The 21,353-nt window shown below is 66.7% G+C and carries 21 protein-coding genes and 1 riboswitch; of the genes, 14 read left to right on the top strand and 7 right to left on the bottom strand.

Going from position 1 to position 21,353, the window contains the following annotated elements:
* Positions 1 to 6 precede the first annotated feature (6 nt).
* The 3 genes from ACFC25_RS05060 to thiE all read right to left on the bottom strand — a co-directional run bounded on the left by ACFC25_RS05060 (position 7) and on the right by thiE (position 4,309).
* Positions 7 to 1,707 carry a DEAD/DEAH box helicase gene (locus ACFC25_RS05060; RefSeq protein ID WP_376044341.1) on the bottom strand — a complete coding sequence of 567 codons (1,701 nt, stop codon included), beginning with the start codon at positions 1,705 to 1,707 and terminating at the stop codon, positions 7 to 9.
* Between the two features lie 289 nt (positions 1,708 to 1,996).
* A complete protein-coding gene (locus ACFC25_RS05055) occupies positions 1,997 to 3,493 on the bottom strand; it encodes an RNB domain-containing ribonuclease (RefSeq protein WP_337345706.1) in 1,497 nt (498 codons plus the stop codon).
* 63 nt (positions 3,494 to 3,556) lie between these two features.
* On the bottom strand, positions 3,557 to 4,309 hold the full coding sequence (gene thiE, locus ACFC25_RS05050; RefSeq protein ID WP_376044340.1) for a thiamine phosphate synthase: 753 nt from the start codon (positions 4,307 to 4,309) through the stop codon (positions 3,557 to 3,559).
* Positions 4,310 to 4,336: 27 nt separating this feature from the next.
* Positions 4,337 to 4,456, top strand: a riboswitch (TPP riboswitch).
* Between thiE and thiO the strand changes: the two genes are divergently transcribed.
* The 4 genes from thiO (at position 4,448) to ACFC25_RS05030 (ending at position 7,546) form a co-directional block, all read left to right on the top strand.
* A complete protein-coding gene (gene thiO / locus ACFC25_RS05045; RefSeq protein WP_376044339.1) occupies positions 4,448 to 5,773 on the top strand; it encodes a glycine oxidase ThiO in 1,326 nt (441 codons plus the stop codon). It overlaps the preceding riboswitch by 9 nt.
* The gene (thiS, locus tag ACFC25_RS05040; protein ID WP_337350931.1) at positions 5,770 to 6,006 is read left to right on the top strand and encodes a sulfur carrier protein ThiS; all 237 of its coding nucleotides are present in this window, start codon (positions 5,770 to 5,772) and stop codon (positions 6,004 to 6,006) included. The genes thiO and thiS overlap by 4 nt, the downstream gene beginning before the upstream one ends.
* 3 nt (positions 6,007 to 6,009) lie before the next feature.
* Entirely contained in the window at positions 6,010 to 6,819 is an 810-nt protein-coding gene (locus ACFC25_RS05035) for a thiazole synthase (protein ID WP_376044338.1), read from the top strand.
* A 61-nt stretch (positions 6,820 to 6,880) separates the two neighbouring features.
* Entirely contained in the window at positions 6,881 to 7,546 is a 666-nt protein-coding gene (locus tag ACFC25_RS05030) for a 4a-hydroxytetrahydrobiopterin dehydratase (RefSeq protein ID WP_376044337.1), read from the top strand.
* A gap of 6 nt (positions 7,547 to 7,552) precedes the next feature.
* On the opposite strand, the gene ACFC25_RS05025 is transcribed toward ACFC25_RS05030, so the two are convergent.
* From ACFC25_RS05025 to ACFC25_RS05015, 3 genes are read right to left on the bottom strand one after another with little or no spacing between them, the layout of a single operon-like run.
* The gene (locus ACFC25_RS05025) at positions 7,553 to 7,855 is read right to left on the bottom strand and encodes a hypothetical protein (RefSeq protein ID WP_337350933.1); all 303 of its coding nucleotides are present in this window, start codon (positions 7,853 to 7,855) and stop codon (positions 7,553 to 7,555) included.
* Between the two features lie 53 nt (positions 7,856 to 7,908).
* A complete protein-coding gene (locus ACFC25_RS05020; protein ID WP_376044336.1) occupies positions 7,909 to 8,133 on the bottom strand; it encodes a DUF3107 domain-containing protein in 225 nt (74 codons plus the stop codon).
* Between the two features lie 50 nt (positions 8,134 to 8,183).
* Complete coding sequence (locus ACFC25_RS05015) at positions 8,184 to 8,849, bottom strand: TetR/AcrR family transcriptional regulator (RefSeq protein WP_337345929.1); 666 nt, start codon at positions 8,847 to 8,849, stop codon at positions 8,184 to 8,186.
* 84 nt (positions 8,850 to 8,933) lie between these two features.
* Here ACFC25_RS05015 and moeB point away from each other — a divergent pair, with 84 nt between their 5' ends.
* The gene (gene moeB, locus ACFC25_RS05010) at positions 8,934 to 10,133 is read left to right on the top strand and encodes a molybdopterin-synthase adenylyltransferase MoeB (protein WP_376044335.1); all 1,200 of its coding nucleotides are present in this window, start codon (positions 8,934 to 8,936) and stop codon (positions 10,131 to 10,133) included.
* A gap of 70 nt (positions 10,134 to 10,203) precedes the next feature.
* Here the strand turns inward: moeB and ACFC25_RS05005 are convergent, their stop codons facing one another.
* Positions 10,204 to 11,517, bottom strand: coding sequence for a glutamyl-tRNA reductase (locus ACFC25_RS05005; RefSeq protein ID WP_337345714.1), 1,314 nt, complete (start codon positions 11,515 to 11,517; stop codon positions 10,204 to 10,206).
* Between the two features lie 159 nt (positions 11,518 to 11,676).
* Here ACFC25_RS05005 and hemE point away from each other — a divergent pair, with 159 nt between their 5' ends.
* From hemE to ACFC25_RS04960, 9 genes are all read left to right on the top strand, one after another.
* The gene (hemE, locus tag ACFC25_RS05000; RefSeq protein WP_337350935.1) at positions 11,677 to 12,795 is read left to right on the top strand and encodes a uroporphyrinogen decarboxylase; all 1,119 of its coding nucleotides are present in this window, start codon (positions 11,677 to 11,679) and stop codon (positions 12,793 to 12,795) included.
* A gap of 4 nt (positions 12,796 to 12,799) precedes the next feature.
* Positions 12,800 to 14,314, top strand: coding sequence for a protoporphyrinogen oxidase (gene hemG / locus ACFC25_RS04995; RefSeq protein WP_376044334.1), 1,515 nt, complete (start codon positions 12,800 to 12,802; stop codon positions 14,312 to 14,314).
* Positions 14,315 to 14,415: 101 nt separating this feature from the next.
* Positions 14,416 to 15,213: a hypothetical protein gene (locus ACFC25_RS04990; RefSeq protein WP_376044333.1), complete on the top strand. Its 798-nt coding sequence runs from the start codon at positions 14,416 to 14,418 to the stop codon at positions 15,211 to 15,213.
* Between the two features lie 121 nt (positions 15,214 to 15,334).
* On the top strand, positions 15,335 to 16,036 hold the full coding sequence (gene hemQ, locus ACFC25_RS04985) for a hydrogen peroxide-dependent heme synthase (protein ID WP_337345718.1): 702 nt from the start codon (positions 15,335 to 15,337) through the stop codon (positions 16,034 to 16,036).
* The gene (locus tag ACFC25_RS04980; RefSeq protein ID WP_376044332.1) at positions 16,033 to 17,298 is read left to right on the top strand and encodes a ferrochelatase; all 1,266 of its coding nucleotides are present in this window, start codon (positions 16,033 to 16,035) and stop codon (positions 17,296 to 17,298) included. The genes hemQ and ACFC25_RS04980 overlap by 4 nt, the downstream gene beginning before the upstream one ends.
* A complete protein-coding gene (gene hemC / locus ACFC25_RS04975; protein WP_337345720.1) occupies positions 17,295 to 18,293 on the top strand; it encodes a hydroxymethylbilane synthase in 999 nt (332 codons plus the stop codon). The genes ACFC25_RS04980 and hemC overlap by 4 nt, the downstream gene beginning before the upstream one ends.
* A 35-nt stretch (positions 18,294 to 18,328) precedes the next feature.
* Positions 18,329 to 19,261 (top strand): uroporphyrinogen-III synthase, encoded by a 933-nt coding sequence (locus ACFC25_RS04970; protein ID WP_376044331.1) that lies wholly within the window; start codon positions 18,329 to 18,331, stop codon positions 19,259 to 19,261.
* Entirely contained in the window at positions 19,258 to 20,241 is a 984-nt protein-coding gene (gene hemB / locus ACFC25_RS04965; protein WP_376044330.1) for a porphobilinogen synthase, read from the top strand. The genes ACFC25_RS04970 and hemB overlap by 4 nt, the downstream gene beginning before the upstream one ends.
* A complete protein-coding gene (locus ACFC25_RS04960) occupies positions 20,238 to 21,350 on the top strand; it encodes an LLM class flavin-dependent oxidoreductase (protein ID WP_376044329.1) in 1,113 nt (370 codons plus the stop codon). Before hemB ends, ACFC25_RS04960 begins: the two co-directional genes overlap by 4 nt.
* Positions 21,351 to 21,353 lie beyond the last annotated feature (3 nt).

The raw sequence follows: 21,353 nt of genomic DNA, 5'->3' as shown, positions 1-21,353 counted from the left end.
AGGCTTTTAGGCCTCGGCGCTGCCCGGCTGTGCGCCGTTGTCGCCGCCGGCCACCACTTCGCCGTTGCGGCGGCGGGTGCGTGTCCGGCTGCGGCGGGTGCGCGACTGGTCGCCTTCGGCCGGGGCTGAAGCCGCCGGTTCCGCGGCGGGGCCGGTGCCTGCAGTCGCCGCGTCGGAGGTACGACGGCGGCGCTCACCTGAGCGGGGGGCGGTATCAGTTCCGCTGCGGCGGCTGGATGAGCGTGCGCGGTCGCGGCTGTTGTCGCGTCCGCCGTCCTTCGCCGCGTCACGTGCACCGTCACGTCCGCTGCTGCGGGAGTTCTTCTTGCCGGTCTCGCCCAGGTCCTCCAGGACTTCGGCGTCAACACCGGCAAGGGTTCGCTTGTTGCGGGGCAGCCGGCCCTTGGTTCCCTCCGGAATGTCCAGCTCCTCGTAGAGGTGCGGGGAGGAAGAGTACGTCTCAACGGGCTCGGGTACGCTAAGGCCGAGTGCCTTGTTGATGAGGCCCCAGCGGGGCATGTCGTCCCAGTCGACAAACGTGACGGCCGTACCCTTATTCCCGGCGCGGCCGGTGCGCCCCACGCGGTGCAGGTAGATCTTTTCGTCTTCAACGCACTGGTAGTTGATGACGTGCGTGACGTCGTCGACGTCGATGCCGCGGGCGGCGACGTCCGTGGCCACCAGGACGTCCACCTTGTTGTTGCGGAAAGCCCGGAGGGCCTGTTCGCGGGCACCCTGGCCGAGGTCGCCGTGGATGGCGGCAGCCGCGAACCCGCGGTCCACCAGCTCCTCTGCCACCTTGGCGGCGGTCCGCTTGGTCTTGGTGAAGATGATGGTGCGGCCACGGCCACGAGCCTGCAGGATGCGCGCCACGACCTCGATCTTGTCCATGCTGTGGGCACGGTAGATGAGCTGGCGGATGTCGCGCTTGGTGAGCCCCTCGTCGTCGGGGTCGGCCGCACGGATGTGGGTGGGCTGGGTCATGTAGCGGCGAGCCATCGCAATGACCGGACCGGGCATCGTGGCTGAGAACAGGAGCGTCTGGCGGACCGCAGGCGTGCCGGCGATCAGCGTTTCCACATCCGGGAGGAATCCGAGGTCCAGCATTTCGTCGGCTTCGTCGAGGATGACGATCTTGACGTTCTTGAGGCTCAGGTGCTTCTGCTTGTAAAGGTCAATGAGCCGGCCAGGGGTACCGACGACAACTTCGACGCCGTTTTGCAGGGCTTCGACCTGCGGCTCGTAGGCGCGGCCGCCATAAATGGTGGCGATGCGGGCATTGCGCTTGCGGGAGGCGGTCTGGAGATCGTTGGCTACCTGCACGGCGAGCTCGCGGGTGGGAACGATCACCAGCGCCTGCGGGGCGCCCGGGACGGCGAGCTTGTCGAAGCCGGGATCGTCACGGCCCACGACGCGCTGCAGCGCGGGGATGCCGAAGCCGAGGGTCTTGCCGGTTCCGGTTTTGGCCTGTCCGATGATGTCGTGGCCCGAGAGCGCCACCGGCAGTGTCATGGCCTGGATCGGGAACGGGTGGGTGATCCCGGCATCGGCGAGGGACTCCACGATATCGGCGCGGACGTTGAAGTCTGCGAAGGATTTCTCCTCGATCTCATGGGGCTTTTCGTCCGAGATAATGGTTTCTTCCGGCTCGATGACCTCGGTGCCGGAATCGTCAATCAGGAGCTGGTGGGTATGCAATTCACTCACAGGTGAGTTTCCTTATTCATTTGGGCATTGGCGCTGCCTGCTCAACGGGCCGGCCAACGTGGCCGTTCCGGAGCACGCTCGAAGCGCGCAAGCAAATCCAGTGGAAGCCGATCGCGGGCTATCTAATTGCTGGCACTGGTGACCAGCGGGCGTATCTCAAGATCGCGTAGGGGCGGGCTTGTTGAATTCAAAATCAAGGAAATCAACGACCGGGCATCCATATCTACTTCTTCAGTCTACCGGCAAGGAGTCTTAAACCCGGCTTTGCCCCTTTCGGCCGCCCCGGCGCCTACCCGACGAGCTCGAAATGCACTTCCCGCGTGGCGATGTCCGAGGAGAGAAGCCGGACCCGGACTTTGGTGCCGGATTCGAGGTCACCGGCACAGCGGGCCGTGACGGCGGGCTCGGCTATCTGGATAATTCCGGAAGGGCCGTTCCCGTTCCTGCCGTTGCCGTTACCGTTGGAGCCATTGCCGTTTTTGCCGTTGTCCTTTTGCGGCTTGGACCCTGAAATGACGATCGCGTCGAATTCCTGGCCCACATGGTTGACCAGCAGGGCGGCCTCCACGGTGTCCAGCGCCAGGCGCTCCATCCTGGCAGCCAGCTGATCGGAACCGGCCATGATCACCGGCAGGGAGGGCAGCGCTTCCCGCGCCCAGGCCGGGACCGGGCTGCCGTTGCTGAGTGCCTCACAGATGACCAGGACAAAGCGGTCCACCAGCCGGCGGAGCGGAGCCGTGGTGTGGGCGTAGGCGGCTCCGATCGCGGACTGGCGGGCATCATTGGGGATTTCGCCGTCGAACGCCGTATAACTGGCGCCACGGAAAAGCATTCCCGCCGAATGCATGATGGCCAGTTGCCGCGGATCCGTGGGGTCAAGCGTGCGGAGATACTCCCCGTAGCCCGCTTTCCCGTCCCAGGGCTTGCCCAGAACCTCGGTCTGCAGCCGGAAATGCCCCAGGGACCGTTCGTCAGGGGCGGGCATGGTCCGCAGGATGCCGACTTTGCCCTCAAGCATCAGGGTGGCCGCAGCCATTCCTGTCATGAGCGATATCTGGGCGTTCCAGTCCTCGACCGGGAGCTGGGGAGCAGCGGCGATCCGGTAGCCGCCGTCGGGAAGCTGCACGATCTCCTGCTCAGGCATGTTCAGGCTCGCGCCATCGCGTTCCCGCTCCAGCTCAACACGCTTGAGGCCCACTTCCTTAAGGAGCTCCAACACCGGCGAGGCCGTTCCGGCGTCGAGTTCAGCCTGGGCGCCCTTGTAGCTGAGCTTGGCCCTGCTGCGGACCCGTGCCCTTTGGACCGAAACGGACGTGACCTGGGCAGCCTGGTCCAGGTGGAAGTCCCACACAAAGGCAGAGCAGAGCTGGCCTGCCAGGAGGCTGCCGGCCCCCTCGCTGATGACCTCCGGATGAAGGGGGATGCGGCCGTCGGGCGCGTAGAACGTCTGTCCCCGGCGGCGGGTCTCGGCGTCCAGCGGCCCGCCGGGCACCACGAATGCGGGTACATCTGCGATGGCGTAGAGGACTCGATAGCCGCTACCGGCGCGCTCAATAAACAGGGCCTGGTCTAGATCGGTGGAGGACTCAGGATCAATAGTGAGGAAATCAATGCCTGTCAGGTCGGCATCAGGCAGTTGCCTTGAGGAGACAGCGGCTTCCGCATCTCGGACGGCGTCGGCAGGGTAGTCGCCCGGTAGCTCCAGCTCGGTCCGCAGCGCACTCAGTGCCTCCTCGAGGGCATTGGTGTGCTCGTGGACATTTGGGGCCAGCCGATGATGTGACACGAAATTCAGGTTAGCCCGATTTTCGCTGATTATGCACGCCATCCCCTCTTTGGGGCCGAAGGCCTAGGAGCCGGCGGCGTCCAGGGCCCGAAGCAGTGCCGCGGCGGCCTCTGCGGGATCGGCGGCTTCGGTGATGGCCCGGACCACAACGATCCGGCGGGCGCCCGCTTCCACCACCTGCTCTACGTTGCCAAGGTCCACGCCCCCAATGGCGAACCAGGGTACCTCTGCCACGCCGGGCACGGACGCCGCCTGTTTGACTGCGCCCGCGGCGTACCTGAGGAGGTCGAGCCCGACGGCGGCCCGGCCGGGCTTGGTGGGGGTGGCCCAGACCGGGCCAACACAGAAATAGTCCAGCCCGGTGGGTGCGGCTGTGACGGCGGCCGAGGCCGAGACCGCGCCGTCGATCTGTGAGGTGGTGTGGGTGGACAGACCGATGGCTGCATTGCCGTTCAACAAGGTGCGTGCAGCCTTCAGCGGCAGGTCCTTCTGGCCAATATGGAACACCGGGGCACCTGAGAGCACCGCGACGTCGGCCCGGTCATTGACCGCCCATAGCCGTCCATGGCGCAGGGCGGACTCCTTCAGTACTGCCAGCAGGTCCAGCTCCTCTGCTGCCTCAATCGTCTTGTCGCGGAGCTGGATGATGTCCACGCCCCCGGCGAAGGCCGCATCAACAAACCCGGCGAAGTCACCGCGGTCCTTACGGGCATCCGTGCACAGGTACAGCCGGGCACCGCCCAGGGCCTCAGCATGGCTGGTGGAAAGGAAGGTGCTGTTGACGACGGCAGTGCTGTCAGGAAGGGCTGCGTTCATGGAAACCAGAGTAGTTCCTCTAAACTGGGCAGGTACTGCGGGAGCCCGCGGCAGCTGTCATAAAGCGCCGGGCTGAGAGGGCGTCAGAGCCGACCGCTTGACCTGATCCGGCTAGTACCGGCGTAGGGAAGGAACCACATGATACCGCCAACCGGCATTCCGTCCGCCGGCGCTCCCAGTGACGCTCTCGCCGACCTCTCTGCTGACGTCGCCGTTATCGGCGGGGGTGTGATCGGGCACGGTATAGCCTGGGAAGCCAGGCGCTCGGGCCGTTCTGTGGTTGTGATTGATGATGCCCCCGGTTCCGGCGCCACCTGGGCTGCGGCAGGCATGCTCGCCCCGGTAAGTGAGTTGCACTACCAGGAGGAAGAACTCCTGGAGCTGATGCTTGAATCGTCCCGGCTGTGGCCGGCCTTCGCGGCGGACCTGGCCCGGGACGTTCCCGGCGATGCAGGGTACCTGCCCACCCCCACGCTGGCCATCGGCGCGGACGCAGCCGACCGCCGTGCGCTGATGGACCTCCGATCAGTCCAGCGGGCCCAAGGGCTGGACGTTGAACCACTGACGGTGCGCGAGGCCCGCAGCCGCGAAGCCCTCCTGAGCCCCGCGATCTCCTGCGCCCTGGACATTCCCGCTGACCACCAGGTGGACCCGCGGAAGCTGGTGGCGTGCCTGCGGGAGGCTTTGGCCAGCCACAGGGAGGATTCAGGATCCGCCGTCGCAGGAGCCGAACACGGATTCGCCGTTGCCGACCGTGCGTCGTCGCTGGCCTGGAAAGACGGCCGGGTCGCCGGTGTCCGGCTGGCCGGTGGGGGATCGGTGACCGCCAGCGAAACCATCGTGGCCAACGGGCTTGGAGCGGCGTCGTTGGGCGGGCTGCCCGATGGACTCCAGCTGCCGCTGCGCCCCGTGCACGGCGACATTCTCCGGCTGCGCGTCCCGGAGCATCTCCGCCCTCTGGTCACCGCCACTGTCCGCGGACTGGTCCACGGTGTTCCCGTCTACATCGTTCCAAGGCGTGACGGCACTGTGGTCATCGGTGCCACCCAGCGCGAGGACGCGTTGGCAGCATCCAGTCCGGAGCGCCGCCAGGACGGCACAGGAACGTCGGCTGGCGGCGTCTCGGCAGGCGGCGTCTACCAGCTGCTTCGCGATGCCCAGGTCCTGGTGCCGGCGGTCGCCGAGCTGGAACTGCTGGAAAGTACAGCCCGGGCGCGTCCTGCTACGCCGGATAACGCTCCATTGCTGGGCCGCGTCCACCTCCCAGGGAACCACGGACCGGTGGATGGCCTGATCGTGGCGACGGGTTTTTTCCGCCACGGTGTGCTGTTGACACCTGCAGCCGCCGCCATCTGCCGGGACCTCATGGATGGACGTACAGACCCGCGCTGGCTCCCGTTCAGTCCGGCCAGATTCTCCACACGCCGCGCCGCCATCCTCCAACCCACCAAGGAAACAGCATGAACATCACCCTCAATGGTTCGCAGCACAGCGTGTCCGACGGCGCGTCAATTACCACCCTGGTCAGCCAGGTCACTGGCCGTCCCCTGGCTGCGAACGGGCAGGCCACCGACGGGCAAAAACTGGGTGTGGCAGTGGCACACAACTCCGAAGTAGTACCCCGCAGCCAGTGGTACGTCACGGCACTCGCCGAAGGTGACGACGTCGAACTGGTCACAGCAGTCCAGGGAGGCTGAACCATGACCGAAACCATCAATACCGTTAACCCGACCGGGCACCCGGACGCGCTCGTGATCGACGGCGTGGAGCTCGGCTCCCGCCTGATCATGGGCACCGGCGGCGCGCCAAGCCTTGATGGGCTGGGCGCGGCCCTGCTGGCCTCCGGGACGGAGCTGACCACCGTCGCCATGCGGCGATACTCGCCAGCCGAAACCGGCTCCCTCTTCCAGCTCCTGCTGGACCATGGCATCCGGGTCCTGCCCAACACTGCCGGCTGCTTCACTGCGCGGGATGCCGTGATGACGGCTGAACTGGCCCGCGAGGCGCTGGAAACAGACTGGGTCAAGCTTGAGGTCATCGCCGACGAACAGACCCTCCTGCCGGACGCCGTTGAGCTCGTGGACGCGACTGAACAGCTCGTCAACCGGGGCTTCAAGGTGTTCGCCTACACCAATGACGACCCCGTCCTGGCCCTGCGGCTCGAAAACATCGGCGCGACGGCGGTCATGCCACTGGGATCGCCCATCGGCACCGGGCTGGGCATCCTCAACCCGCACAACATCGAACTCATCGTGTCCCGCGCATCGGTGCCCGTGGTGCTGGACGCCGGCATAGGGACTGCCTCGGACGCTGCCCTTGCCATGGAACTGGGTTGCGACGCCGTCCTGCTGGCTACCGCTGTCACCCGCGCCCAGAACCCGGCACTCATGGGGGAGGCCTTCAAACACGCTGTGATCGCCGGTAGGCTGGCGAAAGCGGCCGGGCGGATACCGCGCCGTGAGCATGCCCTGGCATCCTCAGCCATGGAAGGCCGGGCAGAGTTCCTCTGACCCGTTGCCGCCGCGGCCGGCCACCGGGCGTGCCCTCAAGGATCAACCCGAGGAGCCAGCCGTGGCGGGCACTGAAGACACACTCAGCAGGTCAGCCATCGATGAAGCGCTGGCTGGCCTCCCGGACTGGCGGTACCGCCTCGGCGGGTTCGTGACTGTGTTTAAAACGCCGACGGCGGCCGCGGCCTCGCAGCTGATAGCCGACGTCGGACGCCTCGCCGAAGAACAAAACCACCACCCGGACCTCGACTGGCGGTACAACCGTGTGTTCCTGCGGTACACCTCCCATGACGCTGGCGGCGTGGTGACTTCCCGGGATGTGAGGGCTGCTGGTGCGGCGAGTGCTGCCGCGGCAGACGCCGGAGCAACAGCGGAACCGGGACTGCACCGGACCGTTGAGGTGGGAATCGACACGACAGACGCCGCTGAAATCTCCGAGGTGTGGCGCGTCGCACTGGGATACAAAAAGGGCGCCGGCACGGACCTGGTGGATCCTCACGGACGCGGCCCGTCAGTGTGGTTCCAGGAGACGCCCACCCCCAACAGCAGCAGGATACACCTGGACATCCATCGAAGCCGCGCGGAGTCGGGTGCTGTCCTGGAGAAGACTGTGGCTACCGGAGCGTTAATGAACCGTGACCACGCACCCAATTGGGTGGTGGTCACGGATTCACAGGGAAACCGGCTCTGCCTGTGCACGGAGGCAGGACGTCAGCCGGCGGGTTGAGCCTGGCTAGAGCTTGAGCGCCGCAGTCAGCCGCAAGGTGTCGTAGTGCGACCTGGTGCGTCCGAGGTACACCGCAGCACCCACCGCGGCCGCTGACCCCAGCACCATGGGCAGCACCCACGGAATCCAAGTGAGGCCCGGCTGGTAGCCGAAGCCTGCGGCAATGAAGATGATCCAGCTCAGCGCGCCGACCGCCGCGGCAACCCCGGCGGGCAGCCCCATGCCGTACTTGGCGTGCCGTTTGTCATTGGCCCAGACAATGAAGCCTGCGGCCACGGTCACCAGTACAACAATCGTCAGCGAAAGCATGGAATCTCCTCAAAAGCTACGGATATCCGCCGGTTTAGGCGGTGGGTCGGCTGCTAGAACTGCCCGAAGCCGACCTTGCGGGCTTCTTCGGCGCCGATTTCGACGTAGCCCAAGGCCTTTCCGGGAACGATGATAATGCGTCCTTTGTCGTCCTTCAGGCGGAGTTCGGTGCCCTTGGTGATGGCTTCTTCAACGACCGTAGCCACGGCGTCAGCGTCCTGCGCCGATTCCAGCACGATTTCGCGGCCAATGTTCTGAATGCCAATCTTAATTTCCAAAAGGGGGCCTCCCAGCCAATCAAAGTTTCTTGGGTTCTCTTATTTGTAGTCTAGGTCTCTTTGGGGAAGCGAGAGATTCCGCGCCAAGCTAAACGGTAGATGAGGTCGCTGGCCACATCGAGGTCAAGGTTGCCGTCGGTTTCCAGCCAGTACCGGGCGCTGACCTGGGCCATCCCCGCCAGGCCCCGCCCCAGGAGCTGTGCTTCCAGATGGGGCAGCTTGGTGTCCTCGGCAATAACCCGGGCGACGGCGTCGGCGAATGTTTTGTTGAAGGTCTCAAGGCGGGAGCTGACATCGGGATCGTTGATGAGGTCCGACTCGAAAACCAGGCGGTGGGCCTGGTCGTCGCTGGCAATGAACCGGTAATAGGCGCGCATCACGGCCTGGACGCGTTCTTTATTGTCAACCGTGGAGCTGAGGGCCCCGAGCATCAGGTCCGTGAGCGAGCTGAGATGGCTGTCCAACAGGGCCAGGTACAGCTCGCGTTTGGAGGGAAAGTGCTGGTACAGCACGGGTTTGCTCACATGGGCTGTTTCGGCGATTTCATCCATGGCGGCGCCGTGGTAGCCGTTGGCGACAAAGACTTCCTGGGCCGCTGTGAGGAGCTGTGCCCGGCGTTCATCCCGGGGAAGTCGGGCGGACCGCTGGCCCGCGGTGCGTTGAGGTGCCGGCGGTTCGCCGACGGACGCCCGGTCAGCCCGTGCTTCGTGGACCACAGTTGCCCTACTTTCCATTGCAGTTACCTCCACTTTACTGCGGGGTAATATGACCTCGCGGTATCTCGGGGCATACATTGAAGTATGGCTTCGACATTCACCGCAAATGTTTCCTCTATTTCGCTTGAACCGCTGGTGGAGCCCGCGGGTGATTTGACCCCCGCCGAGGTGGAGCGCTATTCACGGCACCTCATCATTCCCGAGATCGGTGCCCTCGGACAGCGGCGTCTAAAGAACGCGAAAGTGCTTGTCATCGGGGCCGGGGGGCTGGGTTCGCCGGCGCTTCTCTATCTCGCCGCGGCCGGCGTGGGGACCCTGGGGATCATCGACGACGACGACGTTGACCTCAGCAACTTGCAGCGCCAGGTGATCCACGGCGTGGCCGATGTGGGACGGCCCAAGATTGAATCTGCCCGCGATGCGATCGCGGCACTGAACCCGCTGGTGGACGTCCGCCTGCACAACGTCCGGTTGGACTCCTCCAACGCGCTGGAGCTGTTCGCGGAGTATGACCTGATCCTCGACGGGGCGGATAACTTTGCGACCCGCTACCTGGTGAACGACGCCGCGGCCATCCTGGGCAAACCCTACGTGTGGGGATCGATCTTCCGCTTCGACGGCCAGGTGAGCGTGTTCTGGGAAAAGCACGGACCCACCTACCGCGATCTATACCCGGAGGCGCCGCCGGCGGGGTCCGTGCCGTCGTGCGGCGAGGGTGGCGTGTTCGGCATGCTCTGCGCCGCCGTCGGCTCGCTAATGGTCACAGAGGCAGTGAAGCTGATTACCGGCGTCGGGCGTTCACTCCTGGGCCGCGTGGCACTGTTCGATGCGCTGGGCGGAAGCTGGCGCGAGATCCGCGTCTCCAAGGACCCTGCTGCGGAACCCATTACGGAACTGACGGATTATGAGGCCTTCTGCGGCATCACGCCAGCCGCCTCAGCGGACAACGAGCACAGCATTACGGCGACCCAGTTGGCCACCATGCTGGCGTCCCGCAAGGCGGGCCTGAAGGATTTCGACCTGGTGGACGTCCGGGAAACCGGCGAACACGACATCGTCAGCATCGACGGCTCCGTATTGATCCCGCAGGGCAGGATCCTCGCCGGTGAGGCCTGGGTTGAGCTGCCGCAGGACAAGGAGATCGTATTCCACTGCAAGTCGGGTGCGCGTTCGGCCAATGTCCTGGAAGTGGCCCGGAAGGCCGGTTACCAGCGGGTCAGCCATCTCGACGGCGGAATCCTGGCGTGGGTGCGCGACGTGGAGCCGCAGAAGCCCGTCTACTAGCCCGTTGCGCTATCACTTTTGGTCGCCAAACCGGTGGTTTAAGAGCTAAAAGTGATAGGGCAACGCCGGGTCAGGCGCTTTCCAGGCCCTTGTGGTCCACCGGGCATTCGACCTGAGCTGCGGCGGCAGGCTGCTCCACGGTGATGCCGTAGAGGGTTTCGAGGGCAGTCACGTAGTCGTCCTGCTGGCCGTTGGCCGCCAGTTCGCGGGCGCGGACGGTGGGGACGTGCAGCAACTGCTTGACCATCCTGCGGAGCGCGAACTCAACTTCCTCCGCCGCCGCGGTGCAGCCGTGGCGGGCACGGACCTTCTCCATCTCGGCGTCCAGGACGTTCATGGTGTGCCTGCGCAATGCCACGATGGCGCTATCCACCGAGCGGGCCTCCCGTTCCTGCTCGAACGCCTTGGCCGCGCCTGACACAATGCCGCTGGCCTGGGTGAGGGACTCGGCCTGTTCCTGGGGTGCAGCCAGGCGCACGGATTCCAGCGTCAGCAGTTCGACGCCGTCGAGCCCGCCTACTTCCGGGTCAAAATCATGGGTGAGGGCGAGGTCGATGGCGATCAGCGGCTGCGGTGATCCGGCCCGGACCTGGGCCAGTTCGTCTGCCTCGACGCGGGTGTCCGAGCCGCTGCAGCCGATCATGACGTCGGCCGCCGCAACGGCTGCGGGCAACGATTCACTGTCCAGTGCCGTCCCGCCGCGGGTGGCCACAAAGCCTTCGGCCCGGCCGGACGAGGAGAACACCGAGATGTCGGTGCAGCCCCGCTCGCGGAGTAGCGCCATGGTGGCGCCGGCGTAGGCCCCCGTGCCGAACACCACAACCTTCTTGGCTGACCAGTCCGGGTTTTCGGATAGGTCTGTGGCCAGGTCCAGTGCCACCGAGACGATGGACAGGCCCCGGGAGCCGAGGGCGGTCTGCGCCCCGACGTCCTTGGCCGTCTTGGATGCGGCCTGGAACAGTCGGACGAGGCCCGGGCTGGCGGTGCCCTCGTGCTGGGCGGTGATCAGGGCGCGGCGGACCTGCCCTGCGATTTCGCGCTCGCCTACCACGGCTGAGTCCAGCCCGGCGCTGACGGCGAATAGGTGTTGGGTGACTTCGGGGCCGGTCCGGGTGCTGAAGGAGCGGGAAACGAGCTGTTCGTTGAGGCCGCTGAGGTCGCTGATCTGGGACACCAGGGCCGCACGGGCGGCCTCCACGTCATCTGCGTGGGGCGCTTCACCGTAGATTTCGTAGCGGTTGCAGGTGGCAAGCACCACCGCACCCGTCACTGCCGGCGATCCGGAGAGTGCGGATGTGGCGATCCCGGAAGCACCGTTGCTCAACTGAGCAACGGTCTCAAGGTCGATGTCGGCGTGTGTAGCCACCAATGAAAAAAGAACCACAGCAGATCAATCATAGCTTTTTCGTGCCGCGGTAGAACAACCCGGGATGCGGGTGCGGACGGCGCGGGGCTGTGATTCCCGCCACGGAGCCAGCGGGGCCGCTGTGGGTGACAGTCTGTCGTTATCTTCTAGGGCCGATTTTGGGGGACAATCGATGGCATGACTTCCAGTTCCGCTGTGTCCAATGCCGTGCCTAGTGCCCTGTCCCATGACAGCGCCCTCGCTGCCGGCCACCCGCTCAGGGACGGCCGCACCGCAGATTCGCCGCTCATCACGGCTTACCGCGGCGGCAAGCCGTCACGCAGGCCAGTGTGGTTCATGCGGCAGGCTGGCAGGTCACTGCCGGAGTACCTGAAGGTCCGTGAAGGCGTGGCCATGCTTGACTCGTGCCTCCGGCCCGAGCTTGCATCCGAGATCACCCTGCAGCCGGTGCGCCGGCACGACGTCGATGCCGCGATTTTCTTTTCGGACATTGTGATTCCGCTGAAGCTTGCCGGCGTCGGCGTGGACATTGTGCCCGGCGTGGGTCCGGTGCTGGACAAGCCGGTCCGTACTGCTGAAGACGTTGCGGCACTGCCGCAGCTGACCTGGGAAGCCCTGGAGCCTATCCGTGAAGCGGTCCGCCTGACGGTCGCCGAACTGGGCAAAACCCCCCTGATCGGCTTCGCCGGCGCGCCGTTCACCCTCGCCGCCTACATGGTGGAAGGCAAACCCTCACGCGACCACCTGGGCCCGCGCACCATGATGCACGCCGATCCTGAGACCTGGACGGCGCTGGCCAACTGGGCCGCCGACGCCTCAGGAATGTTCCTGCGCGCCCAGCTTGAGGCCGGCGCCTCCGCCGGACAGCTCTTTGATTCGTGGGCCGGGTCCCTGGGCCTGGCGGACTACACGAAATACGTCGCGCCCGCTTCTGCCCGGGCACTGGACCACGTCCGCCACCTGGGTGCCCCGCTGATCCACTTCGGGACCGGCACCTCGGAACTGTTGGTGGCCATGCGCGACGTCGGCGTGGACGTGGTGGGCGTAGACTACCGCCTTCCGCTCGATGAGGCGAACCGCAGGCTCGGCGGCACGGTACCGCTGCAGGGAAACATCGATCCCGCCCTCCTTTCCGCCCCCTGGGAGGTGCTGGAGGCACACGTGCGCGAAGTCATCCAAGCCGGCTCAGCTGCGCCCGGCCACGTCCTCAACCTTGGCCATGGGGTGCCTCCGGAGACCGATCCCGCCGTCCTGACCCGGGTTGTTGAGCTCATTCATTCCATTTCCCCGGAATAGTCCCATGGGCACGGAACCGGATTCCCGGCAGCAGCCCGACGCGCAGGCCGGGGTGTCCCCGGCGGCCTTGGTGGTGGGCGGAGGGATATCCGGCCTCCTGGCCGCTCGGGAACTCGCCGCGGCGGGCCGTCGGGTCACTGTCCTGGAAGCCACCGATCACTGGGGTGGCTGCGTGGGAAGCCACACAGTTGCGGGCCTGTTGTTGGATAGCGGCGCCGAGTCCTTTGCTACCCGTTCCACCGCCGTGGCCGAGCTCGCGACCGAGTTGGGGCTGGCCGGAAGAATCGTCACCCCACAGCCTGGTGGCGCGTGGGTGCAGTTGCCCGACGGCCCCCGGGAATTGCCCAAGACAGGTGTCTTGGGCATCCCGGCCAATCCCTGGGACCCCGAGGTTCGGCGCTCCCTGGGCCTGCTGGGTTCCCTGCGGGCCTCGCTGGACAGGATCCTGCCCGCCTCGATCGGGACAACGGCTGAGGTAACGAGCGTCTCCTCGCTCGTGCGTGCCCGCATGGGCCGCCGCGTCCTTGACCGGCTGGTCGCCCCTGTGGTCGGAGGCGTGCATTCCGCCGATCCTGGACTGCTGGACGTTGACATGGTGGCGCCAGGACTGCGCGCAGGGCTCCGCAGGCACGGTTCACTCGTAGCCGCGGTCTCAGCGCAGCGGCGCGGCCCCACGCCGTCTGGACCGGGGACGGGGCCAACAACAGCACAAACCACCGCGCCGGCCACCGCGCCAACCCAAGCCGCCAAGGCCGGATCCGCCGTCGCAGGCTTGGAGGGCGGCATGCACACGCTGGTTGCCGCCCTCGTGTCGGACCTGCGGGCCCGCGGCGTGGCGCTGGTGAATGGTGCCCGCGCGGAACGGGCCATCCGGACGTCGGACGGCTGGCGCGTCACCGCGGATGAGACCGCTTACGACGCCGGCCTCCTCATCGTGGCGCTCGACGGTCCGGCCGCCGTCGGGCTGCTGCAGGCTGCGGTCCCGGATCTGGCGGGGAAACAGCCTGCCGGCGGTCCCGACGTCAGGCTTGCCACGCTTGTGGTGGACGTCCCCGAACTGGACCGCCGGCCCCGGGGGACAGGCATCCTCGTGGCACCGCAGACCCCCGGAATTGAAGCCAAAGCACTGACGCATGCAACGGCGAAATGGGACTGGTTGGCCGCCGCTGCCGGCCCCGGAACACATGTCCTCCGGCTCTCCTATGGCCGGATTGACGGCTCGGCCTCCGGCACGGGCGGTCCGGCAACCGACAATGACCTTCTTGCCTCATCCCTTCGTGATGCGTCGGCCCTGCTCGGTGTCCCCATCCGGCAGGAAGACCTTATTGGCTGGGACGTTGTGCGGTGGCAGGGGGCGCTGCCGTTCGCTGCCGTCGGCCACAAGGCACGCGTGGCGGCCATCAGGACCATCTGTGCCCGCCAGGAGGGACTTGGCATCGTAGGAGGCTGGGTGGCAGGCAACGGGCTAGCCGCTGTGGTGGCAGACACGAGGGAGCAGATCCGCAGCCTGCTGAGCTGAGGATCGCCCCAGTTCAGCCGGATATCAGCTGCTTAACCAGGCCCGCCACAGGCTATGTCCGACTTTCACATCCCTCGCCAGCGTGGCTAGGGTTGAGCACTATGGTGAATTACAGGTCCGAAATTTCACGTTCCCGGACCGGTATCCATGGGGGAGTCCGACGTGGCAGCGCCGCTGCCGCGATCGGTGCGGTACTGGTCCTCTCAACAGGCGTTCCCGCGTCGCAGGCGGACGGAGGTTCCGGCTCCGGCGAACCCGACGTGCAGATCACGGGGAGCACACAGCTACCCGCGATCGGCGGGCTGCTGCAGGGCCTGCTCGGTGATGCGGCCCCCACCGCCCCGCAGCCCACGCCGGTCCCCGAGGCAACCACGGTCTCCCCGTCGCCGACAACTCCCGTTCCGACAACCACAGTCCCTAGCTCCCCGGCTCCGGCCCCCGCCGCGGGCGCGGCGGCTACCGGGTCCGCGACACCGGCGACCGCCACTCCACCCCTGCCCGCCGGCACGGCCACGCCGCTCCAGCAGCCTGGGGCCGGGCAGCCGGCGGCAGGGACCGCGCCCTCCGGGGACGCCGCTGCAGACGCGGGCGGCGCCGAAGACGCGGGCGGAGCCGAAGGGGCGGAGGCACCAGCCGCCGGCCAGCCGGCCGTTGGGCCCGATGGAACACCGCCTGGAACACCGTCTGGAACACCGTCGCCGTCTGTCCGCGTACCGGGAGGCGCTGCCGCATCCCGCATCGGGGTTCCCCAAGCTCTTGGCGGAGCCGCCCGGAGCCGGCAGGAGATGACGGTCCCCGCGGAACCGGCGGCCGAGGGTGCCAAGGTATGGCTCGGCGTCGGCCTCGTTGCGACGGCCGGAGCAGCCGGACTCATCTTCACCCGCATCCGGCGGCTTTGAAGGTGCGGCACTGTGGTTTGACCCCGGGGCCTTTGTCCAAAAATGTGATTATGAACACTTCTACGGCTTGTAGAACTCTCCGGTTTCGACTTGGCGAAGAGGAAGGGGCAAACTGGTAACCATGAGCCACACTTCTGCCGAATCTGTCACTAAAACCGAAGAATCAGCCGAGCAGTTTTTTACCCTCTGGACTGTCTTCAAGCGGTCAGCGGACGTCCTGCGCAGCGCCGATGCTGCCGATGATTTCGATGCCCTGCTGTCCCGCCTGGCCGAGGCCGGGGTGACCCACCGCGGAAGCTACGACGTCTCCGCCATGCGCGCCGATGCCGACGTGATGGTCTGGCTCCACGGCCCCAAGCCCGAAGCCCTGCAGCAGGCGATGCGCGATGTCCGCCGCAGCAAACTCTTCGCCGGAACGGAAATCGTCTGGTCCGCCATGGGCGTGCACCGCGAGGCCGAATTCGCCAAGAACCACACCCCCGCCTACTCGCGCGGTGTGGAACCGGCAGAGTGGCTCTGTGTCTACCCGTTTGTGCGCTCTTACGAGTGGTACATCCTGCCCGAGGCCGAGCGCGGCAAGATGCTGCGGGACCACGGCATGCTGGGCCGCGATTTCCCCCAGGTCATCTCCAACACTGTTTCGTCGTTCGCCCTGGGCGACTGGGAATGGATCCTGGGCCTGGAAGCACCGGAACTCGTGGATCTCGTGGACCTGATGCGGCACCTGCGCGCCACGGAGGCACGGAACCACGTCCGGGAGGAGATCCCGTTCTACACAGGCCGCCGCATCTCTGCAGCGGAGATCGCCGAGGTCCTCGCATGACCCCGTCACATCGCCAGGAAGGCTCAACCCTGACGGCGGTCAACCCCGTCACCGAAGCCGGCCGGATGGCTCCGAAGGACTACGACGCCGTCCTGCTCGCCTCCTTCGGCGGTCCCGAGGGCCAGGACGACGTCATTCCATTCCTCCGCAACGTCACCCGCGGCCGCGGTATCCCTGACGAGCGGCTCGAAGAAGTCTCCACGCACTACCGGGCCAACGGCGGCATCAGCCCCATCAACCAGCAGAACCGCGAACTCAAGGCAGCCCTGGAAGCCGAACTGGCAGCCCGCGGAATCGGCCTGCCAGTACTGTGGGGCAACCGTAACTGGGACCCCTACATCCCGCAGACGCTGCAGCAGGCGTACGACGCCGGCCACCGCAAACTGCTGATGATCACCACGAGTGCCTACTCCTGTTACTCCAGCTGCCGCCAGTACCGCGAAGACATCGGCATGGCACTGACCGAGACAGGCCTGGACGGCCGGCTTGAGGTGGACAAGGTGCGCCAGTACTTCGACCACCCGGGCTTTGTGGAGCCCTTTGTTGAAGGCACCGCCGCTGGCCTGGCCGACGTCCGCGCACAGCTGGCCGCCGCGGGCACGCCTGATGCCCCCGTACACATCCTGTTCGCCACACACTCCATTCCCACGCGCGACGCCGAGGCGGCAGGGCGGTCCGACGCCGAGCCACGCGAGTTCGAAGAAGGTTCGGCGTACGTGGCACAGCACCTCGCCACCGGCGCCGCCGTCATCAGCCGGGTTGAGGCCGAGTCAGGCCTCACCGCGCCTTGGTCACTCGTCTACCAGTCGCGGTCCGGCGCCCCGCACGTGCCGTGGCTGGAGCCCGACATCAACGACGCCATCGAGGAACTGGCCGGCCAGGGAATCAAGGGGATCGTGATTGTTCCGCTGGGCTTTGTCAGCGACCACATGGAGGTTGTCTGGGACCTTGACACCGAAGCCCTGGAAACCTGCCGCAACCTGGGCCTGGCCGCTACGAGGGTGCCCACCCCCGGCACCCACCGCAAGTTCGTTGACGGGCTGGTGGACCTGATCTCGGAGCGGACACAGTCCCACAACATCGCCGACCGCCCGGCAGTGACCGGCCTCGGCCCATGGTACGACGTCTGCCGGCCCGGCTGCTGCGCCAACTTCCGTGGCGAGAAGCCCACCATCGCTGGCGCTGACACCACTGTTGGCACCGGACACGATCCGTACCCGGACGCCTCTGGCGTACCGGCCGGGGGAGCGGGCACCCAGTGACCGTCCGGATCGGGACCAGGGCCAGCAAGCTCGCCCTGACGCAAACACAGCAGACCGCGGACCAGTTGGCCGCCGTCGGCGGATTCCCTGTGGAACTGGTGCACGTCAGGACCGACGGCGATGTCCTCACGGGTTCGTTGTCGCAAATGGGCGGCACGGGCGTTTTTGTTGTTGCCCTCCGCGAAGCCCTCCTGCGTAACGAGTGCGACGTCGCCGTGCATTCGCTCAAGGATTTGCCTACCGGCGCGGCCGTGGGCCTGACGCTGGCGGCGACGCCCCGCCGCGTTGATGTCCGCGATGTGCTCTGCGCCCGCGACGGACTGAAGCTTGCCGACCTGCCGCAGGGCGCCACCGTTGGCACCGGCTCACCGCGACGCGCTGCCCAACTCCGTGCTGCGCGGCCGGACCTGCAGATCCTGGACATCCGCGGCAACGTGGATACCCGCCTTGGCCGTGTGCCCGGACTTCCCGGCAACGTAACGGACCAGGTTGTGCCAGGCAAGTCCTGCGACCTCGACGCCGTGGTCCTGGCTGCGGCAGGACTGGAACGCATCAGCAGGCTCGACGCCGTCACCGAATTCCTCGAAACCGACGTTATGCTGCCGGCCGCCGGACAGGGGTCGCTGGCGATTGAATGCCGCACGGCCGATGCTCCCCGTAAGGCGGGATCAACGGAAGGCTCCCAAGGTGTCCTCGCCCAGGCCCTCGCGGCACTTGATGATCCCGACACGAGGCTTGCCGTCACCGCCGAGCGTGCGCTGCTGGCCAGGCTTGAGGCCGGCTGCGCTGCCCCAGTGGGCGCCTACGCTTACCGCAAGGGAAGCATGCTTCACCTCGAAGCCGTGGTGTGCGCCGTGGACGGCACAGCGTCCGTCCGCGACAAACGGGCTACTGACGGTCTGACCGAAGTAGGGGCCACGCTTCTTGGCATCGAACTGGCCGAGGTCCTCCTTGCCGGCGGCGCCGCCGACATCGCAGACCTTCACGCCTCCTGACCTGCCCGTGGATACACTTTCCGGGACGGCCTGACATGGCGGGCCAGGACAAAAGTTCCCAGCAGGACCTGCAGCCGCTCGCGCACGCCCGGGTCCTGATCACCCGCAGCCCGGAGCGGTCGCCGACGCTGGTCGCGGCACTTGAGAAGGCGGGCGCCGAGGCGCTGCTGCTGCCGCTGATTGATTTTGAGCGAGCCGCGGACCAGCACTCCCTGGACGTCGCCTGCGACGCGCTGGCTGCCGGGGCCTTCGACTGGCTGGTGGTCAGCAGCGCCACCACGGTCCACGTCCTCCGCGATAAAGCCGCCGAGCGTGGCCTGACGCTCAGGGATTGGTTGCCAGCCACTACCAAGGTGGCTGCCATTGGCCAGGCCTCGAAAGGGATGCTCGAGTCCGCAGGCGTTCCCGTGGCACTCACTCCGGCGGCTGCCCAGTCAGCAGCCGGACTGCTTGACGTGTGGCCCGCCGGGGCCGGCCGGGTGCTGCTGCCACAGGCCGATATCGCGGCCCCGCGCCTCGCTGACGGGCTGAGGTCCTCAGGAGCGTCCGTCACTGTCGTCATTGCCTACCAGACCGTCGATTTCCCGGCGGATGCAGAACGGAGGCTGGCCGTCGATCCGTTGGCTGCCGACCCCGGGAAAAACAGCACCGCTGCACGCGTGGCCGTGCCGCCGTCGTACTCGATGCTGACTACGGAAGCCGCCCGGACCCAGATTGCGGCGGGCCGGCTCCACGCCGTTGTGGCGGCCTCGCCCAGCGCCGTACGTCGCATTAGTGCCGCACTTTCCCCGCTTCGGGACTGCCGGCTGGTCGCGATCGGACGTTCGACGGCGGACGAAGCCTCAGCACTCGGACTCGACGTTGCAGCCGTCGCGGCTGAGCCCACCCCCGCCGGACTCGTTGCCGCGGTTTGCGAAGCCCTGGATTCCCCGACCCAACCCGGACCACCTGTGGAGGACACACGATGAGCTTTCCCAATCAACGGCCCCGACGCCTCCGCACTACACCGGCGATGCGCAGGCTCACCGCGGAAACGCGGCTGGCCCCGGCCGAGCTCATCCTGCCGGCTTTCATCCGGGAAGGGCTCACCGAACCCAACCCCATTACGTCCATGCCGGGCGTGGTCCAGCACACCACGGACACCCTCAAGCGCGCTGCCGCCGAAGCCGTTCAGCTGGGACTCGGAGGCATCATGCTCTTTGGCATTCCGGCGGTCCGGGACGCCGAGGGCACCGCCTCACTGGAACCGGACGGTGTGCTGAACAAGGCCATCCGGGACGTCCGCGCCGAAGTTGGTGACGGCCTGGTCATCATGAGTGACGTCTGCCTGGACGAGTTCACCGACCATGGGCACTGCGGCGTGCTCGATGCCGACGGATACGTAGACAACGACCGCACCGTGGAGATCTACGCTCGGATGGCGGTGGCACAGGCCGATGCCGGCGCCCATATGCTGGGCCCGTCCGGAATGATGGACGGCCAGATCGCAGCCATCCGCCAGGCTCTGGACGAAGCCGGACACAGCACCACCGCGGTGATTGCCTACGCAGCCAAGTACGCCTCCGCCTTCTACGGTCCCTTCCGCGAAGCCGTTGACTCCCAGCTGAAAGGCGACCGGCGGACGTACCAGATGGACGCCGGAAACCGGCGCGAGGCCATCAGGGAAGTGGAACTGGACCTCGCCGAGGGGGCTGACATCGTGATGGTGAAACCGGCCATGAGTTACCTGGACATCGTGGCCGACGTCGCCGCCATGAGCCCGGTTCCCGTGGCCGCCTACCAGATCTCCGGGGAGTACGCGATGATCGAAGCCGCCGCGGCCAACGGCTGGATCGACCGCCGTGCCGCCATCACCGAGTCCGTGCTGGGCATCCGGCGGGCCGGTGCGAACATGGTGCTGACCTATTGGGCTGCCGAGCTCGCCGGCTGGCTGAAGGAAACCCGGTGACTTCGCAGCCGGATTCTTCCCCCACCGCGGGTCCTACCGCGCCGGTAGCCGCTGACCGGATCCTGCTGGGACTGAACACCTTTGGCGACGTCGGCGAGAATCCGGACGGCAGCCCGCAGCCGCACGCCCAAGTGCTGCGCCAGCTGCTCGAGCAGGCGGAACTGGCTGACGCCGTCGGACTCCACGCATTTGGCGTGGGGGAGCACCACCGCAAGGACTTCGCCGTCTCCGCCCCGGAGGTTTTCCTCGCAGCCGCAGCGGCCCGGACCCACCAAATCCGGCTCGGATCTGCCGTCACGGTCCTGAGCTCGGATGACCCCATCAGGGTATTCCAACGGTTCTCGACGGTTGACGCCCTCTCCAACGGCCGGGCAGAGGTAATGCTGGGGCGCGGTTCCTTTGTCGAATCATTCCCGCTGTTCGGCCTGGACCTGGCTGACTACGAGGTCCTGTTCGAGGAGAAGCTTGAGCTGTTCGACAAGGTACGGTCCCAGCAGCCCGTCCACTGGGAGGGCCGGACCCGCCCGGCGCTGCACGGCCTGAGCGTCTACCCGCCGCTGGAACACCACCTGCTGCCCACGTGGATAGGCGTCGGGGGGACCACCGAGTCAGTCCTTCGCTGCGCCCAGTACGGGTACCCTATCATCTTTGCCATCATCGGCGGCCAGCCGCGCGCCTTCCGCCCGCTGGCGGAGCTTTACCGGGAGGCGATGTCCCAGTACGGACACCCCCTTCAGCAGGTGGCAACCCACTCGCCCGGCCATGTGGGGCAGACCGATGAACAGGCCCGGGAGGAGTTCTTCCCCCACTGGCTCAAACTGCGGAACAGAATCGGCGCCGAGCGCGGCTGGGGACCAGCCGGGAAGCCGGAGTTCGACGCCCTCTGCGCCCCGGAGGGTGCCCTGTACGTGGGGTCGCCGGATACCGTGGCGCGCAAGATCGTCCGGCTGAAGGCGGACCTGGGTGCGGACCGATTTGACCTCAAGTACAGCAGCGGCCCGTTGCCGCACTCGGCCATGATGCGTTCCATCGAGCTTATGGGCACGGCGGTGGCGCCCCGCGTGTCGGAATTGCTCGGTAACTCACGTGCCGGCGAACTGAAAGAATAGGAA

Source organism: Pseudarthrobacter sp. NPDC055928 (assembly GCF_042270935.1).
In the GTDB taxonomy this organism is placed as follows: domain Bacteria; phylum Actinomycetota; class Actinomycetes; order Actinomycetales; family Micrococcaceae; genus Arthrobacter.
Note: the sequence above shows the minus strand (reverse complement) of the source record. Positions and strands in the feature narration are given on the sequence as shown.

What these genes read in the sequence shown, in the direction of transcription:
- thiE (WP_376044340.1), bottom strand. Translation starts at nt 4,309, where the DNA reads ATGAACGCAGCCCTTCCTGACAGCACTGCCGTCGTCAACAGCACCTTC.
- thiO (WP_376044339.1), top strand. Translation starts at nt 4,448, where the DNA reads ATGATACCGCCAACCGGCATTCCGTCCGCCGGCGCTCCCAGTGACGCT.
- thiS (WP_337350931.1), top strand. Translation starts at nt 5,770, where the DNA reads ATGAACATCACCCTCAATGGTTCGCAGCACAGCGTGTCCGACGGCGCG.
- ACFC25_RS05035 (WP_376044338.1), top strand. Translation starts at nt 6,010, where the DNA reads ATGACCGAAACCATCAATACCGTTAACCCGACCGGGCACCCGGACGCG.
- ACFC25_RS05025 (WP_337350933.1), bottom strand. Translation starts at nt 7,855, where the DNA reads ATGCTTTCGCTGACGATTGTTGTACTGGTGACCGTGGCCGCAGGCTTC.
- moeB (WP_376044335.1), top strand. Translation starts at nt 8,934, where the DNA reads ATGGCTTCGACATTCACCGCAAATGTTTCCTCTATTTCGCTTGAACCG.
- hemE (WP_337350935.1), top strand. Translation starts at nt 11,677, where the DNA reads ATGACTTCCAGTTCCGCTGTGTCCAATGCCGTGCCTAGTGCCCTGTCC.
- hemG (WP_376044334.1), top strand. Translation starts at nt 12,800, where the DNA reads ATGGGCACGGAACCGGATTCCCGGCAGCAGCCCGACGCGCAGGCCGGG.
- ACFC25_RS04990 (WP_376044333.1), top strand. Translation starts at nt 14,416, where the DNA reads ATGGTGAATTACAGGTCCGAAATTTCACGTTCCCGGACCGGTATCCAT.
- hemQ (WP_337345718.1), top strand. Translation starts at nt 15,335, where the DNA reads ATGAGCCACACTTCTGCCGAATCTGTCACTAAAACCGAAGAATCAGCC.
- ACFC25_RS04980 (WP_376044332.1), top strand. Translation starts at nt 16,033, where the DNA reads ATGACCCCGTCACATCGCCAGGAAGGCTCAACCCTGACGGCGGTCAAC.
- ACFC25_RS04970 (WP_376044331.1), top strand. Translation starts at nt 18,329, where the DNA reads ATGGCGGGCCAGGACAAAAGTTCCCAGCAGGACCTGCAGCCGCTCGCG.
- hemB (WP_376044330.1), top strand. Translation starts at nt 19,258, where the DNA reads ATGAGCTTTCCCAATCAACGGCCCCGACGCCTCCGCACTACACCGGCG.